This window comes from Nocardioides sp. 616 (assembly GCF_002930065.1).
Classification (GTDB): domain Bacteria; phylum Actinomycetota; class Actinomycetes; order Propionibacteriales; family Nocardioidaceae; genus Nocardioides; species Nocardioides houyundeii.
This window is the reverse complement of sequence record NZ_POAG01000005.1, coordinates 15,788-29,808: the sequence shown is the minus strand read 5'-3', so window position 1 is coordinate 29,808 and position 14,021 is coordinate 15,788. Positions and strand designations below refer to the sequence as shown.

12 protein-coding genes are annotated in these 14,021 nt (G+C 72.5%); 8 read left to right on the top strand and 4 right to left on the bottom strand.

Going from position 1 to position 14,021, the window contains the following annotated elements:
- Positions 1–17 precede the first annotated feature (17 nt).
- The 4 genes from C5H89_RS01260 (at position 18) to C5H89_RS01245 (ending at position 5,265) form a co-directional block, all read left to right on the top strand.
- A complete protein-coding gene (locus tag C5H89_RS01260; RefSeq protein WP_104105299.1) occupies positions 18–2,237 on the top strand; it encodes a 3-hydroxyacyl-CoA dehydrogenase NAD-binding domain-containing protein in 2,220 nt (739 codons plus the stop codon).
- Between the two features lie 130 nt (positions 2,238–2,367).
- The gene (locus tag C5H89_RS01255; RefSeq protein WP_104105298.1) at positions 2,368–3,108 is read left to right on the top strand and encodes an ABC transporter ATP-binding protein; all 741 of its coding nucleotides are present in this window, start codon (positions 2,368–2,370) and stop codon (positions 3,106–3,108) included.
- Complete coding sequence (locus tag C5H89_RS01250; RefSeq protein ID WP_162799141.1) at positions 3,083–4,633, top strand: hypothetical protein; 1,551 nt, start codon at positions 3,083–3,085, stop codon at positions 4,631–4,633. The genes C5H89_RS01255 and C5H89_RS01250 overlap by 26 nt, the downstream gene beginning before the upstream one ends.
- The gene (locus tag C5H89_RS01245) at positions 4,633–5,265 is read left to right on the top strand and encodes a histidine phosphatase family protein (RefSeq protein WP_104105317.1); all 633 of its coding nucleotides are present in this window, start codon (positions 4,633–4,635) and stop codon (positions 5,263–5,265) included. The genes C5H89_RS01250 and C5H89_RS01245 overlap by 1 nt, the downstream gene beginning before the upstream one ends.
- Here C5H89_RS01245 and C5H89_RS01240 read toward each other — a convergent pair.
- The 3 genes from C5H89_RS01240 to C5H89_RS01230 all read right to left on the bottom strand — a co-directional run bounded on the left by C5H89_RS01240 (position 5,262) and on the right by C5H89_RS01230 (position 7,195).
- Positions 5,262–5,813: a hypothetical protein gene (locus C5H89_RS01240; RefSeq protein ID WP_104105296.1), complete on the bottom strand. Its 552-nt coding sequence runs from the start codon at positions 5,811–5,813 to the stop codon at positions 5,262–5,264. The genes C5H89_RS01245 and C5H89_RS01240 overlap by 4 nt on opposite strands.
- A 136-nt stretch (positions 5,814–5,949) precedes the next feature.
- Entirely contained in the window at positions 5,950–6,732 is a 783-nt protein-coding gene (locus C5H89_RS01235) for an SDR family oxidoreductase (protein ID WP_104105295.1), read from the bottom strand.
- 31 nt (positions 6,733–6,763) lie between these two features.
- Positions 6,764–7,195, bottom strand: coding sequence for a DUF4282 domain-containing protein (locus C5H89_RS01230; RefSeq protein ID WP_104105294.1), 432 nt, complete (start codon positions 7,193–7,195; stop codon positions 6,764–6,766).
- 196 nt (positions 7,196–7,391) lie between these two features.
- Here C5H89_RS01230 and C5H89_RS01225 point away from each other — a divergent pair, with 196 nt between their 5' ends.
- From C5H89_RS01225 to C5H89_RS01210, 4 genes are all read left to right on the top strand, one after another.
- On the top strand, positions 7,392–8,000 hold the full coding sequence (locus C5H89_RS01225) for a PadR family transcriptional regulator (RefSeq protein WP_104105293.1): 609 nt from the start codon (positions 7,392–7,394) through the stop codon (positions 7,998–8,000).
- Positions 7,997–8,731, top strand: coding sequence for an ABC transporter ATP-binding protein (locus tag C5H89_RS01220; RefSeq protein ID WP_104105292.1), 735 nt, complete (start codon positions 7,997–7,999; stop codon positions 8,729–8,731). Before C5H89_RS01225 ends, C5H89_RS01220 begins: the two co-directional genes overlap by 4 nt.
- Positions 8,731–11,370, top strand: coding sequence for an ABC transporter permease (locus C5H89_RS01215; RefSeq protein ID WP_104105291.1), 2,640 nt, complete (start codon positions 8,731–8,733; stop codon positions 11,368–11,370). Before C5H89_RS01220 ends, C5H89_RS01215 begins: the two co-directional genes overlap by 1 nt.
- A gap of 63 nt (positions 11,371–11,433) precedes the next feature.
- Positions 11,434–12,486 (top strand): LLM class flavin-dependent oxidoreductase, encoded by a 1,053-nt coding sequence (locus tag C5H89_RS01210; protein WP_240181633.1) that lies wholly within the window; start codon positions 11,434–11,436, stop codon positions 12,484–12,486.
- 13 nt (positions 12,487–12,499) lie between these two features.
- Here C5H89_RS01210 and C5H89_RS01205 read toward each other — a convergent pair whose 3' ends face one another.
- Entirely contained in the window at positions 12,500–13,948 is a 1,449-nt protein-coding gene (locus C5H89_RS01205; RefSeq protein WP_104105290.1) for a M1 family metallopeptidase, read from the bottom strand.
- Between the last annotated feature and the right edge of the window lie 73 nt (positions 13,949–14,021).

Sequence of the window (14,021 nt, the reverse complement as noted above, 5' to 3'; positions counted from 1 at the left end):
AAGGGACCACCACACACATGAGCACCACCCACAACGACCAGACGGCCGACCAGACCGCCGTCCACTACGAGCGGGACGCCGACGGCGTCGTCACCCTGACGATGGACGACCCGACGTCGAGCGCCAACACCATGAACGAGATCTACCAGCGGTCCATGGAGGCCGCGGTCGCCCGCCTCTACGACGAGGTGGACAGCGTCACCGGCGTCGTGGTGACCAGCGCCAAGAAGACCTTCTTCGCCGGCGGCGACCTGAAGATGATGGCGAAGGCGACCAAGGACGACGCCGCCCTGATCTTCGACAGCGTGGAGCAGCTGAAGTCGACGCTGCGCCGGCTCGAGACCTACCCCCGTCCCGTGGTGGCCGCCGTCAACGGCACCGCCCTGGGCGGTGGCCTGGAGATCGCGCTGGCCACCAACCACCGCATCGTCGTCGAGGACCCCAAGGTCAAGATCGGCCTGCCGGAGGCGACGCTGGGCCTGCTGCCCGGCGGGGGCGGTGTCACCCGCACCGTGCGGATGCTCGGCCTGCAGACGGCGCTGATGGAGGTGCTGCTCCAGGGGCCGCAGTTCAACCCCGCCGCGGCCAAGGCCAAGGGCCTGGTCGACGAGCTCGTCGCCACCCGGGAGGAGCTGGTGCCGGCGGCCAAGGCCTGGATCGCTACGCACCGCGACGACGCGGACGCCGCGAAGAACCCCTGGGACCGTCCCGGCTACAAGATGCCCGGCGGCAGCCCCAAGTCCCCGGCGCTGGCGGCGTTCCTGCCCGCCTTCCCGGCCCTGCTGCGCAAGCAGCTCAAGGGTGCTGACTACCCGGCGCAGAAGGCCATCCTGGCCGCTGCCGTCGAGGGCGCGAACACCGACTTCGACACCGCCTCGCGGATCGAGTCGCGCTACCTGACCACGCTGGTCTGCGGGCAGAACTCCACCAACATGATCCAGGCGTTCTTCTTCGACCTGCAGGCGATCAACTCCGGCTCCCTGCGCCCCCAGGGGATCGCGCCGTTCAAGGCGACCAAGGTCGGCGTCCTCGGCGCCGGGATGATGGGCGCGGGCATCGCCTACGTCTGCGCCCGCGCCGGCATGCAGGTCGTGCTCAAGGACGTGGAGCAGGCCAACGCCGAGAAGGGCAAGGCCTACTCGGAGAAGATCAACGCCAAGGCTGTCTCCCGCGGCAAGCTGACCCAGGACAAGAGCGACGAGCTGCTGGGGCGGATCACCCCGACCGCGGACCCGGCCGACCTGGCCGGCTGCGACCTGGTCATCGAGGCCGTCTTCGAGGACGCCTCGCTCAAGGCGAAGGTCTTCGCCGAGGTAGCGCCGTACGTAAACGCGGACGCGCTGCTGTGCTCCAACACCTCCACCCTGCCGATCACCGAGCTGTCGACCGGGGTGGATCGTCCGGCCGACTTCATCGGGCTGCACTTCTTCAGCCCCGTCGACAAGATGCCCCTGGTCGAAATCATCCGCGGCCGCGAGACCTCCGACGAGGCGCTCGCGAAGGCGTACGACGTGGTGCAGCAGATCCGCAAGACCCCGATCGTGGTCAACGACAGTCGCGGGTTCTACACCTCCCGCGTCATCGGCACCCAGATCAACGAGGGCCTGCGGATGCTGGCCGAGGGCGTCCACCCGATGTCGCTGGAGCGCGCCGCGACCCAGGCCGGCTACCCGGTGGGCCCGCTGCAGATCAGCGACGAGCTCAACCTGGAGCTGATGAAGAAGATCCGGATCGCCAACGAGGACGCGTGGCGTGCCGAGAGCAAGGACGTCGCCGCCGACCCCTCGACCCAGGTCGTGGAGAAGATGCTGGAGATCGGTCGCCCCTCCAAGCTGAAGGGCGCCGGCTTCTACGACTACGACGAGGCCGGCAAGCGGACCGCGCTGTGGTCCGGCCTGGCCGAGACCTTCCCGCCCGCCGAGCAGCAGCCGCCCCTGGCCGACATCAAGGACCGGATGCTCTTCATCGAGGCGCTCGAGACCGCGAAGTGCTTCGAGGAGGAGGTGCTCACCTCGGCGGCGGCCGCCAACATCGGCTCCATCATGGGTATCGGCTTCCCGGCGCGCACCGGTGGCGCCGCGCAGTTCATGACCGGCTACGAGGGTGCTGACGGCACCATCGGCCTGGGTGCCTTCCTGGCCCGCGCCGAGGAGCTGGCCGCAGCGTACGGCGAGCGGTTCGCGCCCACGCCGTACCTGAAGGAGTTGGCGGAGAAGGGCGAGTCCTTCCCCGCCTGACGCCTCCCGCCGGGTTTCCCGCCGCACCATCCATGTAACGCGCTGTTGGTCGCGCTCCACGTCCCCACTGGCGGGGGGTGGAAGTGCGAAAAACAGCGCGTTACATGCGTTCAGCGGCCAGAATCAGCGGGTGACCCCGCCAGAGCCCGCCCCCAGGCCAGCCGTCGCCGTCGACGACCTGCACGTGCGGTTCGGCGAGGTGGAGGCGGTCACCGGCGTCTCGCTTCAGGCGTACGCCGGCCAGGCGACCGCGCTGCTCGGGCGCAACGGCGCCGGCAAGTCGACCACCATGCGGGTGCTGGCCGGGGTGGTGCCGCCCACCTCGGGCAGCGTGCTGGTCGCCGGGCACGACGTGGCCCGCGACGCCCTGGCGGTCAAGCGCGCCGTGGGCTACTGCCCCGACGTCGGGGGCCTGGTGCCCCGCGCCACGCCGTGGGAGCACCTGCAGCTCGCCGCCCGGCTGCGCCGGATGCCCGAGCAGGGCGCCGAGGGCTGGGAGCCGCGCGCCCGCGAGATGCTCGAGCGGTTCGAGCTCGGCGACGTGGCGCACCGGGTCACCGCCGGGTTCTCCCACGGCATGGGGAGGCGGCTCTCGGTGATCCTGGCCGCCTTCCACCGCCCCGACGTACTGCTGCTGGACGAGCCCTTCGACGGGGTCGACCCGATCGGCGTGGAGGCCACCTTCGAGGTGGTGGCCGACGCCCGCGCCCGGGGCGCCTGCGTGCTCCTCTCCACCCACCTGCGCGAGCTCGCCATCGGCACCTGCAGCTCCGCCCTGGTGCTGCGCGGTGGCGCCCAGGTGGCCGACCTCGACGCCGACGAGCTCTCCGGGGAGGCCGGGGCCAGTGCCTACCGCGCCCTCCTCGACTGAGGTGTCGACCCGGGCCCGACTGGCCGAGCTCTGCTGGGCGCCCGTGGTCGACACCGCGCACCTGCTGCGCTTCCGCTCCGCCTCGGTACGCCGTCCCCTTGCGCGCCGCGTCGGCTGGTCGGTGCTGCTGGTGATCACCCTGGGGGCCGCCACGCTGCCGGCCCTGGCGCCGTCCGCTGGCGGCGAGGGCAGGGCGTTCGACACGTTGCTGCTGCTGCCCAGCCTGATGGCCGGCTTCGGGATGCTGGCCATCGTCTCGGCCGTGGCCAGCGGCGGCGGCCGTGAGCTGCTGGCGCACGAGCACGCGGTGGCGTTCCCGGTCAGCCCGACCACCGACCACCTCGGGGCGCTGCTGATGGCTCCCCTCAACATCGCCTGGCTGCTCCAGGCCTGGTTCCTGCTGGGAGCCGCTGCGTTCGGCCAGGGACTCTCCGGACTGCCCGGGGTCCAGGTGGTGATGGTGCTGTGGCTGCTGGTCGCCACCACCGCCGCGCAGGCGGTCGCCTGGACGATGGAGGCGATCCGGCGCAGCAGGCACGGCGTGGCCGCCTTCCGGACCATCAGCGGGGGAGTCGGTGCCGGGGCGGTGTGGCTCCAGCTCTCGGGCAACCTGGGCTCCTTCCTGGACGTCGTCCCGACCCTGCACCTGCTCGTCGCGGCCCGCTCGGGTCTCGGGGTCGACTGGGCGGGCGCGGTGGCGGTGGAGCTGCTGCTGACCCTGGGCGCCGTGGTGCTGGGGGCCTGGCCGGCCCACCTCGCCGCGCGGCGGCTCGCCCGAGACGAGCTGAAGGCGGAGAGCAACGTGCACCCGGCTCGGGCGCTGCCGCGGTCGGCGTTCGCGATGCTGGTGCGGATCGACCGGGCCTCGGTGTGGCGGGCGGTGCCGATGCGGCGCGGGCTGGCGGTGCTGGCGCTGGGACCCGGGCTGGTGGCCGTGGCCGGGGCCATGACCTGGGACACCGTGACGATCCTGCCGGGCCTGGTGGTCAGCGGCGGGGTGCTGCTCTTCGGGGTCAACGCCTGGTCGCTGGACGGTCGCGGGGGCCTGTGGCGCGAGAGCCTGCCGGTGGACCCCGCCTTGGTGTTCCGGGCCCGCAGCGCGGTGATGACCGAGTGGCTGCTGGCTGCGGCGATGATCACCGTGGTGCTGGCGTCGTTGCGTGCCGGGACCCCGACGACCTCGGAGCTGACGGCCCTGGCCTGCACGGTGCTGGTGGTCACGGTGCAGGTGGTGGCGGTGGCGATGACCTGGTCCGCGCGCCGTCCCTTCGCGGTCAACCTGCGCTCGGCCCGCGCCACCCCGGCGCCACCGATCGTGATGGTCGGCTACTCGGCTCGGCTGGCGACAAGCACCACACTGACTGCCATGGTGTTCTCCACGCTCTCCCAGGCGGCTCCGTGGTGGGTCGTCGCCGCGGTCGCGGTTCCGTTCCTCAGCTGGTCGACGGTGCGGTGGTGCCGGGCCTCGCGGGTGTGGCAGGACCCGGCGGCCCGGGCGGTCGTGGTCACCACGGTGGCCGCCTGATGGGGCAGGTGCTGCTGGTCCGCCACGGCCAGGCGTCCTGGGGGGCTGCGGACTACGACGTGCTGTCCGAGACCGGTCGCCGGCAGGCGGAGGTGGTCGGGCGTGCCCTGGCCGACCTGGCTCCCGACGTCGTGGTGCACGGCGCCATGGCCCGGCAGCGGGACACCGCCGAGCTCGCGGCCGCGGCCGCCGGGTGGTCGGTGCCCCTGGTCCTCGACGCCCGCTGGGACGAGATGGACCACCTGGCGATGCTGGACCGGCAGCCGGCCGAGCACACCGGCGAGCCGGACCGCCGGCAGTTCCAGGCCTGGTTCGAAGCGGCCACGCAGAGGTGGACGTCGGGGGAGCACGACGACACCTACGACGAGTCGTTCCCGGCGTTCCGGGAGCGGGTGCTGGCCGGTCTGGCCGCCCTGACCGAGGCCGGGACGGCGGTCGTGTTCACCTCCGGGGGGCCGGTGGCGGCTGCGGCGACCCGCCTCATGGAGGCCGGCACCGCGGCGTACGTCCGGCTGGCGCCGGTGGTGGTCAACACCTCGGTCACCCGGATCGTGAGCGGACGCCGTGGGCTGAGCCTGGTCTCGTTCAACGAGCACCAGCACGTGCCGCGGGAGCTGCTGACCTATCGCTAGCCCAGCACCTGGGACTGCGCGAGGCAGTAGGCCTCCGCCGCGCGGAGCTCGCGCCAGGCGGGGGACTTGAAGTTGCGGATCAGGGCGGCACGCGTCGCCTGCTTGGCCCGGGCCTCGCCGATGCGCCGGCCGAAGCAGGTGCTGTAGGTCAGGATGTCGAGCTGGTTGTTGGTCGCGAAGGCCTGGGCGCGGCTGGCCAGCTTGATGTAGCTGGTGCACGCGAACTGGGAGTCGGCCCACAGGGTCGCCATCCGCTTGGGGACCCGGGGCACGAAGCCGTCGGCCTTCTCGGGCGAGAGCACGTCGGCCTCGACCAGCTCCTCCTCGCTGACCTGGGCCAGCACCTTGTCGGCGAAGCACTGCCCCTCGGCGATGTCCTCCTCGGTGGCGTAGGCGCCGACCACGAAGCTCACCAGCTGGTCGCGCACGCTGGGCGGCTCTGCGGGGCCCCCCTCGCCACCGGGGTTGGCGTCGCTGCTCGCGCAGGCGGTGATCAGCGTGGCGGACGCGAGCAGCGTCGCGGCGGTCGTGAGCGCTCTCCGAAACATGGTCGGCTCCCATCGACTCATGGTTCTCCCTCAAGCACCGCGCACTGTGAGCCGCGACACTCCTCCAGGTAGTGACGCTACCCGACCGTAGCCATGCCAGCCATGCTCGAAATTAGGTACGGCCGCCAGGGCCGCCCTAGACGAGCTTGCGGAAGAGCGGCAGCGGCGCGTGCTTGATCAGCACCGACATCGGCCCCCAGGGCAGCCGGGGGACCGCCGTGGAGGTTCGTTCGGCCTCAATCGCCCGCACCATCGAGCGGACCCCGCGCCGGGTCGAGGCCATCAGCGGCGGCGGGGTGGCGGACGGGCCCGTCTGGTTCATCTCCGAGGCGATGTAGCCGGGGTAGATGACCGAGACCTTGATGGCCGACCCGTGCAGCTCCGCCCGCAGGCCCTCCGCCAAGTGCGCCACTCCGGCCTTGGTGGCGGCGTAGGTGGCCATGGACTTGGGCATGCCGCGCACCGCGGAGATGCTGGAGATCATCACCAGGTGCCCGTGCTCCTGAGCCCGGAAGATCTCCATGGCCGCCTCGGTCTGGGCGAGCGCGCCGACGAAGTTGGTCATCGCGGTCTCGCGGTTGGCGTCGAACCGGCCGGTGCCCAACGGGGCGCCCTTGCCGAGGCCGGCGTTGACGATCACCCGGTCCAGGGTCCGCCCCTCGGCGGTGAGCTCCTCGGCGAAGCTCCTGAAGACCTCGAAGACCCGGTCGTGGTCGTTGACGTCGAGTGCCCGGATCGAGACCGGGTGCCCGGGGTGGGTCGCCTGGATCTCGGCGCGCAGCTCCTCCAGCCGGTCGGTACGCCGGGCGCAGAGCGCGAGCGCGTGGCCGGCGTCGGCGAACTGCCGGGCCATCTCAGCCCCCAGCCCGCTGCTGGCGCCGGTGATCAGGATGGTCTTGCGGGGAGGCGGCTGGGTCATGGCCGGAGTGTAGGACTCGTCTCGGCCCGCGTCAGCGGAGCCGCTGGTGGATGTCCTCGCTCATCCGCACGATCGCGACGTAGAACTCCAGCGTCATCCGGATGAAGCACAGGTAGAGCAGGAACATGAAGGCGCCGACCACGAGGAAGAGCAGGCCCACGGCGGGGGAGTCGGAGACGAAGCCGGCGATGGTGAAGAAGAGCCAGGTCAGGCCCAGGCCGATCACCGACAGGATGTAGACCAGCTTGACGACCATCGGCGTGATGAAGCTGCTGAAGGAGAAGTCGAAGAGGCTGGCGAAGAACCCCTTGCGCGACGGGCCCTGCGGGCCGCCGGGGTAGTCGGCGGGTTCGCCGTAGCCCTGGGTGTAGGGGTTGGTGTCGCCGGGACCACCGGGGGGCTGGGCGCCGTAGGGATTGGTCTGGGCGTACGGGTCCTGCGGCGGGTTGCCGTAGTTGGACATGCTGATTCTTCCCCTCGTCGTGGTCGCGGTCTCGGGAGCCGCGCCGCCTGCGGCGTCACCCTAGTGACGCCTGGCCCCTATGCCCGGCTGGGCGCGGGTAAAACCTGGCGCGTCTCTCGACAGGAATCTGCATACTTGGTATACATACCGAGTATTCAGGCGCCACCGGGGCGCGGCGGATCGCCAGGAGGCTGAGATGTCAGTGCGCCAAGCCATGCTGGCGCTGCTGGAGCAGGGGCCGAAGTACGGCTACCAGCTCCGTGCGGAGTTCGAGCAGCGGACCGGGTCCACCTGGCCGCTCAACATCGGGCAGGTCTACACGACCCTGGCCCGGCTGGAGCGGGACGGACTGGTGGAGGCGGACGCCGCCGACGTCCAGGGGCACGTGGTCTACCGCGCGACCCCCCGGGGCCGGGACGAGGCCGCGACCTGGTTCACCACGCCGGTGCCCCGCGACCAGCCGCCGCCGCGAGACGAGCTCGCGATCAAGCTGGCCATCGCGGTCACCCTGCCTGGCGTCGACGTGGGCCAGGTGATCCAGCAGCAGCGCACCGCCACCATGACCGCGCTCCAGGACTACACCCGGCTCAAGCGCTCCGGCCGGGGCGCCCGGCCGACCGAGCCCGAGGACCTGGCCTGGAGCCTCGTCCTCGACTCGCTGGTCTTCACCTGTGAGGCGGAGCTCCGCTGGCTCGACCACTGCGAGGCGCGGCTGCGGCGGGTCGCGGCGGAGCGAGCGGCCGCGCCTGATCAGACCACCTCGGCACCGACCACCCAGGCACCGACCAGCAGGGAGAACCGATGAGCGCCGAACCGATCGTCCGACTTCACGACGTCAGCCGGGTCCACGGCTCCGGCGCCGGGCAGGTGCATGCGCTGCGCGGCGTCTCCTTCCAGGTCCGCCCCGGCGAGCTCGTCGCGGTGATGGGGCCCTCGGGCTCCGGGAAGTCCACCCTGCTCTCCCTGGCCGGTGGTCTGGACCAGCCCACCTCGGGCACGGTGAGCATCGAGGGCGTCGACCTCGGGTCGCTGGGTCAGGCCGACCGCGCCCGGATCCGGCGTACGTCGGTGGGCTACGTCTTCCAGGACTTCAACCTGATCCCCGCGCTGACCGCGGAGGAGAACGTGGCACTGCCGCGCGAGCTGGACGGCGTAGGTGGCCGGGAGGCTCGGGAGGCCGCGCGCGCCGCGCTGGCCGAGGTGGGGGTCGCCGACCTCGCCGACCGGTTCCCCGACGACATGTCGGGCGGGCAGCAGCAGCGGGTGGCCATCGCCCGCGCCATCGTCGGCGATCGGCGGCTGATCCTGGCCGACGAGCCCACCGGGGCCCTGGACACCGACACCGGCGAGCAGATCCTGAGGTTGCTCCGGGACCGCTGCGACGCCGGCGCGGCCGGGGTGCTGGTCACCCACGAGGCGCGGCACGCGGCCTGGGCGGACCGGGTCGTCTTCATCCGCGACGGGGTCGTGGTCGACGAGGCCGGCGCCGACGACCCCGACGACCTGCTCGAGTCCAGCGCTACCGGGGGACTGTGATGCGGGGCTGGCGGCCGCTGCTGCGGCTGGCCTGGCGCGACGTGCTGAGGTCCAAGGGTCGCAGCGCCCTGGTGCTGGTGCTGATCGCGCTGCCCGTGCTGGCGGTGACCGTGGCGCTGACCGTGATGGCCACCTCGGAGGTGACGGGCGGCGAGGCTCTGGAACGACGGCTCGGCGCCGCCGACGCCCGGATCTGGGTCGACGGGTCCAGGAGGGTGGCTCACGGGTTCGATCCCGATGCCGGCATGACCGTCGGCGAGGGCGCGGGGCGAGCGCTCACCGCCGCGGAGATCGCCGAGCTGCTCGGTCGCGACGTCCGGGCGATCGAGTGGCGCGAGAGCCAGCGGGCCGTGCGGACCGACGGCGGCGCCACCCAGGCCCGCGTGGCCTACCTCGACCTCGCCGACCCGCTCGCCGAAGGGCTGGCCCGACTGGAGGGGGGTCGACTGCCGACATCGCCCGGCGAAGCGCTGGTCAACCGCGCGTTCACCGAACTCGGAGTCGAGCTCGGGGAGACGCTCACGCTGGGCGACGGGACCACGTTCGAGGTGGTCGGCGTCGGGGAGGGCGCCTCGCAGAAGGCCCTCCCGCAGCTCTTCACGCCGCCCCCGCCCGGGGCAGCGCCTCCCAGCCTTGGCAGCTGGCTAGTGCAGGCGGGTGGCGTCACCTGGCCCGAGGTCAGGGTGCTCAACGAGCAGGGCGCCAGGGTGCTGTCCCGGGCCGTGATGGAGGACCCGCCGCCCAGCTCCGAGCTGCCCGCGGAGATCTCGGAGTACTCCAGTGACGACGCGGTCTTCGCCGTCGTCGTCCTGGTGGTGGTGATGGTGCTGCTGGAGGTGGTGCTGCTCGCCGGCCCGGCGTTCGCCGTCACCGCCCGGCGCCAGGCGCGGACCCTCGCGCTGATGAGCGCCGTGGGCGGCACCCCGTCCCAGGCCCGCCGCACGATCCTCTCGATCGCCGTGGTGCTGGGCGGCCTGGCCGCGCTGGTCGGGGTGGCCGGCGGCATCCTGTTCGCCCGACTCGTCGCGGTGCCGGTGGCACAGCACTACAGCAGCGACTGGTTCGGGCCCTTCGACGTGCCCTGGCTCTGGGTGCTGGTGGTCGATGCCTTCGGCCTGGCCTCGGCGCTGCTGGCCGCGGTGGTGCCCGCCCACCTGGCCTCGCGGATGGACGTGGTCGCGGTGCTGGCCGGCCGACGAGGCGACACCGGGCCCTCGGTCCGCTCGCCACTGCTCGGCCTGCTCCTGCTGGGCGCCGGCATCGGCGGTGCGGTGGTCGGGGCCAACCTGCAGACCGGCGGCGAGGTGCCCATCGCGGGATCGGCCATCGTCTCGGTGCTCGGGATGATCCTGCTGGTGCCGGTGGTCCTCTCCGCGCTGGCCCGGCTCGGTGGGCGGCTCCCGCTGCCCCTGCGCTACGCCCTGCGTGACGCGGTACGGCACCGCGCCCGCACCGTCCCCGCCGTGGCCGCGGTGGCGGCCACCGTCTGCGGCGTCGTGGCGCTCGGCATCAGCACCAGCAGCGACGCCAGGGAGGAGCGGGAGACCTACACCCCCCGGCTGGTGCACGGCGACGGCATCGTCACCGTCAGCGACGCCACCCCCGCCCAGTGGAGCCAGGTCGAGCAGATCGTGCGTCGTGAGCTGCCGAGGGCGACGGTGACCCCGGTGGTGGGCGTCCCGGAGCGCACGGACGCCTACGTCGACGTGAGCTACCGCGTGCCGCGGTCCGAGGACACCCTGCTGGACTGGGCCGGTGGCTCGCTGGGTTCGATGACGCTGGTGGGCGAGGAGATCCCGAGCATGCTGTCCGACGTCAGCGCCGACGAGCGGGCCCAGGGCGACGCGGCGCTCGCCCAGGGGCAGGTGGTGGTGTTCACCAACCACCCGGTCGACGCCGACACCGTGCGGATCAAGGGCTCCACCTGGGACGACGGCACCGGGAGGGAGCGAACCCTCTTCGGGCCGGCCACCGTGCCCGCGACCTACGTCGTGGTCGAGCGCACGGGCTTTCCGGCGTACGGCGTGGTGCCCACCACCGTGGCCGACGAGCTGGGCATCGAGTCCGGAGTCGTCTCGGTGCACGTGACCGGGGCCGAGATCACCGGCGATCAGCGGGAGGCGATCGGTGAGGCGGTCGCAGGGTTCGGCACCTATGCCGACTTCTACCTGGAGCGGGGGTACGTCGAACGGGACGAGGTGCTGCTGCTGTGGGTGCTCGGCGGGCTCGGTGCGGTGCTGATGCTCGGCGGCACCCTCACGGTCACCTTCCTGGCGCTCAGCGACGCCCGGCCGGACCTGGCAACCCTGGCAGCAGTCGGAGCCGCCCCCCGCACCCGGCGTGCGGTGGCGGCGTCGTACGCCCTGGTGGTCGGGCTGGTCGGCGCGGTGCTCGGCGCCCTGGTGGGGCTGGTGCCGGGGATCGCGGTGACCTACCCGCTCACCCGCAGCACCGGAATCTGGAGCATCGAGGGCGAGGGCATGACCTCGGTCTCCGGGGAACCCCCGATGATCGGGCCGTTCCTGGAGATCCCGTGGCTGATGATCGCCGTCGTGGTGCTCGGGCTGCCGCTGCTCACCGCGCTGGTCGTAGGCGCCACGGCCCGCTCCCGGCTGCCGATGGTGGCCCGCCTGGACTGAGTGGTGCGACCGCGAGTCTGGTGGGCGGGGAATGTCGCACCGGGTCCACGAGGTTGACCCGGAGTGACCTCTCCCGCCCTGCCCGCCATGCCCGCCCTCTCCGTGCTCGACCTGGTGCCGGTGCGCACCGACCAGACCACCGGCGACGCCATCAACGCCTCGCTGTCGCTGGCCAAGGTCGCCGACGAGCTGGGCTACCGGCGCTACTGGCTGGCCGAGCACCACAACATGCCGGCCGTGGCGGCCACCAACCCGCCGCTGCTGATCGCCATGGTGGCCGGCGCGACCTCGCGGATCCGGGTGGGCAGCGGCGGCGTGATGCTGCCCAACCACGCCCCGCTGGTGATCGCCGAGCAGTTCGCGCTGCTCGAGGCGGCCTACCCCGACCGGATCGACCTGGGCATCGGCCGGGCGCCCGGCACCGACCAGCTCACCCGCTACGCGCTGCGCCAGGGCGCGGGCGGTGAGGACCCGGTCGCGGAGTTCCCGCGCTACGTCGACGACATCGGCGTGCTGATGTCCGAGCACGGTGCGGCGATGGCCTTCAACGGCCGCGAGCACCCGCTCAAGGCCACCCCCAAGGCCGCGTCGGTGGCGCCGATCTGGCTGCTGGGCTCCTCGGACTACTCAGCCCGGCTCGCCGCCTCCCGCGGTCTGCCGTACGTCTTCGCGCACCACTTCGCCGGGCAGGGCACCGCCGAGGCGCTCGAGCTGTACCGGACCTCCTACCAGCCCTCCGAGCGGTTCCCCGAGCCGCGGACCTTCCTCACCGTCAACGCCTGCGTGGCGAGCAGCGCCGAGGAGGCCGAGCGCCTGGCGCTGCCGCAGGTGCTGCAGATGCTGGCCATCATGACCGGCGCGCCGCTGACTCCGCAGCGCCTGGTCGAGGAGGCCGAGAAGGTCGAGGTGCCCCGCGGCCAGCAGGGCATGGTCGACGGCATGCTGCGCCGCTGGGTCGTGGGCGACGCGGAGTCCTCGCGGACCCGGATCGCGCAGCTGGCCGCGGAGTTCGGCGTGGACGAGGTGATGATCCACCCGGTCGCCGGCTCCTTCACCGGTACGCCGGCCGCCGCGACGCCGGCGCGCGAGGAGACGCTCCGGCTGCTCGCGGCCTGAGCGCACCGCTGGCTCACCAGGTGGCCGGCTTGATCGGGGCGACGACCCAGGCGTCGAAGAGCGGGTCCAGGTCCTGGCCGGTGACCCGCTCGGCGAGCCGCCGGAACTCGCGCGTGCCGGCTGATCGGCCGCCGTACTTGGCGACCCAGGCCCTGGCGAGGCGGAAGAACAGCTCGTCGCCGACGCGCTGGCGCAGGGCGTGCAGGGTGGCGGCGCCGCGGTCGTAGATCGCGTCGGAGAAGATCCCGAGGCGACCGGGATCGGAGACCACCGTGGTCCAGAACTTGTCGCCGGCCTTCCGCGCCAGCACCTTCTCGTAGGCCTGCTGGGCGGTCGTGCCGCCGCGGGCCTCGGTCCACAGCCACGTCGCGTACTCCGCCCAGCCCTCGTTGAGCCAGATGTCGGCCCACCGACGGAGGCCGACGTGGTCGCCCATCCACTGGTGAGCGAGCTCGTGCGCGGCCGTGGCCTCGCTCGCCTCGCGGCTGAAGAACGAGCGCGTCTGGGTCTCGAGTGCGTAGCCGACGGAGTTGTCGTCGACGATCGAGCCGTACGAGACGAACGGGTAGCGCCCGAACCGCTCCTCGAAGAAGGCGACCATCTCACCGGTCAGGGCCAGGCTCGCCTTGCTGCGCGCCCGCTTGGCGGCGGGGAGGTCCCGGTCGAGGAAGTCGAGCACCGGGAGACCGCCGGGGGTGGTGGAGCGCCGCATCTTGAAGTTCCCGATGGTGGCGGTCGCCAGGTAGGACGACATCTGGTCCGGGGCGTCCCAGACCCAGGTGGTCCGGCCCTTCTTGGTTCGCCGGCTCTCGAGCAGCCCGTTGGCGGCCACCGTCAGCCCCTTGGGCACCGTCACCTTGAAGCGGTAGGACGCCTTGTCGCTGGGGGTGTCGTTGACCGGGAACCAGGTGGCGGAGCCGTCGGGCTCGCTGACCACCATGGCGCCGTCGCGGGTGGTGACCCAGCCGTAGAGCGCGTCCTCGATGTCCTTGGGGCGCCCGGTCGCGCCGCCGTACCTGACCACCACCTTGTGCTTCTTCCCGGGGCTCATCGAGGACCGCGGGGTGACCACCAGCTCGTTGTCGAGCGTCTGGCGGAAGCGGGCCAGGCGGCCGTCGACCGTGACCGAGCTGGCCACCAGGCCACGCAGGTCCAGGTTGAACCGGCGCAGCCGCTGGGTGGGCACCAGGCGGATCTTGGCGACCCCGTCGAGCCGGCCCACCAGCCGCGCCGGCGCGGGCCGCGGCGGGGTGTAGTCGAGGTCGAGCGCGTAGTGCTGGACGTCGTAGCCGCGGTTGCCCGCCAGCGGGAAGTACGGGTCGCCTCCGCCGGGTCCGCCGATGACGCCCTGGGGACGGGCCGCCGGGTCGGGACCCGGAGCGGCCTGGGCCGGGCTGAGGGCGGGGACGAGCAGGGCGCCGAGGACGAGGCCGGCGATACCGAGGCGGCGGGGGGTCTCCATCCGGCGACTGTAGACCTCGGACCGGACGTCCCGCGTGGGGCAATCCCCGGGATAGAAAAAGTCAGGCTTGACT

Bases quoted from the DNA above. Each gene is read 5' to 3' on its own strand.
- C5H89_RS01260 (WP_104105299.1), top strand. From the start codon at position 18: ATGAGCACCACCCACAACGACCAGACGGCCGACCAGACCGCCGTCCAC.
- C5H89_RS01245 (WP_104105317.1), top strand. From the start codon at position 4,633: ATGGGGCAGGTGCTGCTGGTCCGCCACGGCCAGGCGTCCTGGGGGGCT.
- C5H89_RS01240 (WP_104105296.1), bottom strand. From the start codon at position 5,813: ATGTTTCGGAGAGCGCTCACGACCGCCGCGACGCTGCTCGCGTCCGCC.
- C5H89_RS01235 (WP_104105295.1), bottom strand. From the start codon at position 6,732: ATGACCCAGCCGCCTCCCCGCAAGACCATCCTGATCACCGGCGCCAGC.
- C5H89_RS01230 (WP_104105294.1), bottom strand. From the start codon at position 7,195: ATGTCCAACTACGGCAACCCGCCGCAGGACCCGTACGCCCAGACCAAT.
- C5H89_RS01225 (WP_104105293.1), top strand. From the start codon at position 7,392: ATGTCAGTGCGCCAAGCCATGCTGGCGCTGCTGGAGCAGGGGCCGAAG.
- C5H89_RS01220 (WP_104105292.1), top strand. From the start codon at position 7,997: ATGAGCGCCGAACCGATCGTCCGACTTCACGACGTCAGCCGGGTCCAC.
- C5H89_RS01215 (WP_104105291.1), top strand. From the start codon at position 8,731: ATGCGGGGCTGGCGGCCGCTGCTGCGGCTGGCCTGGCGCGACGTGCTG.
- C5H89_RS01205 (WP_104105290.1), bottom strand. From the start codon at position 13,948: ATGGAGACCCCCCGCCGCCTCGGTATCGCCGGCCTCGTCCTCGGCGCC.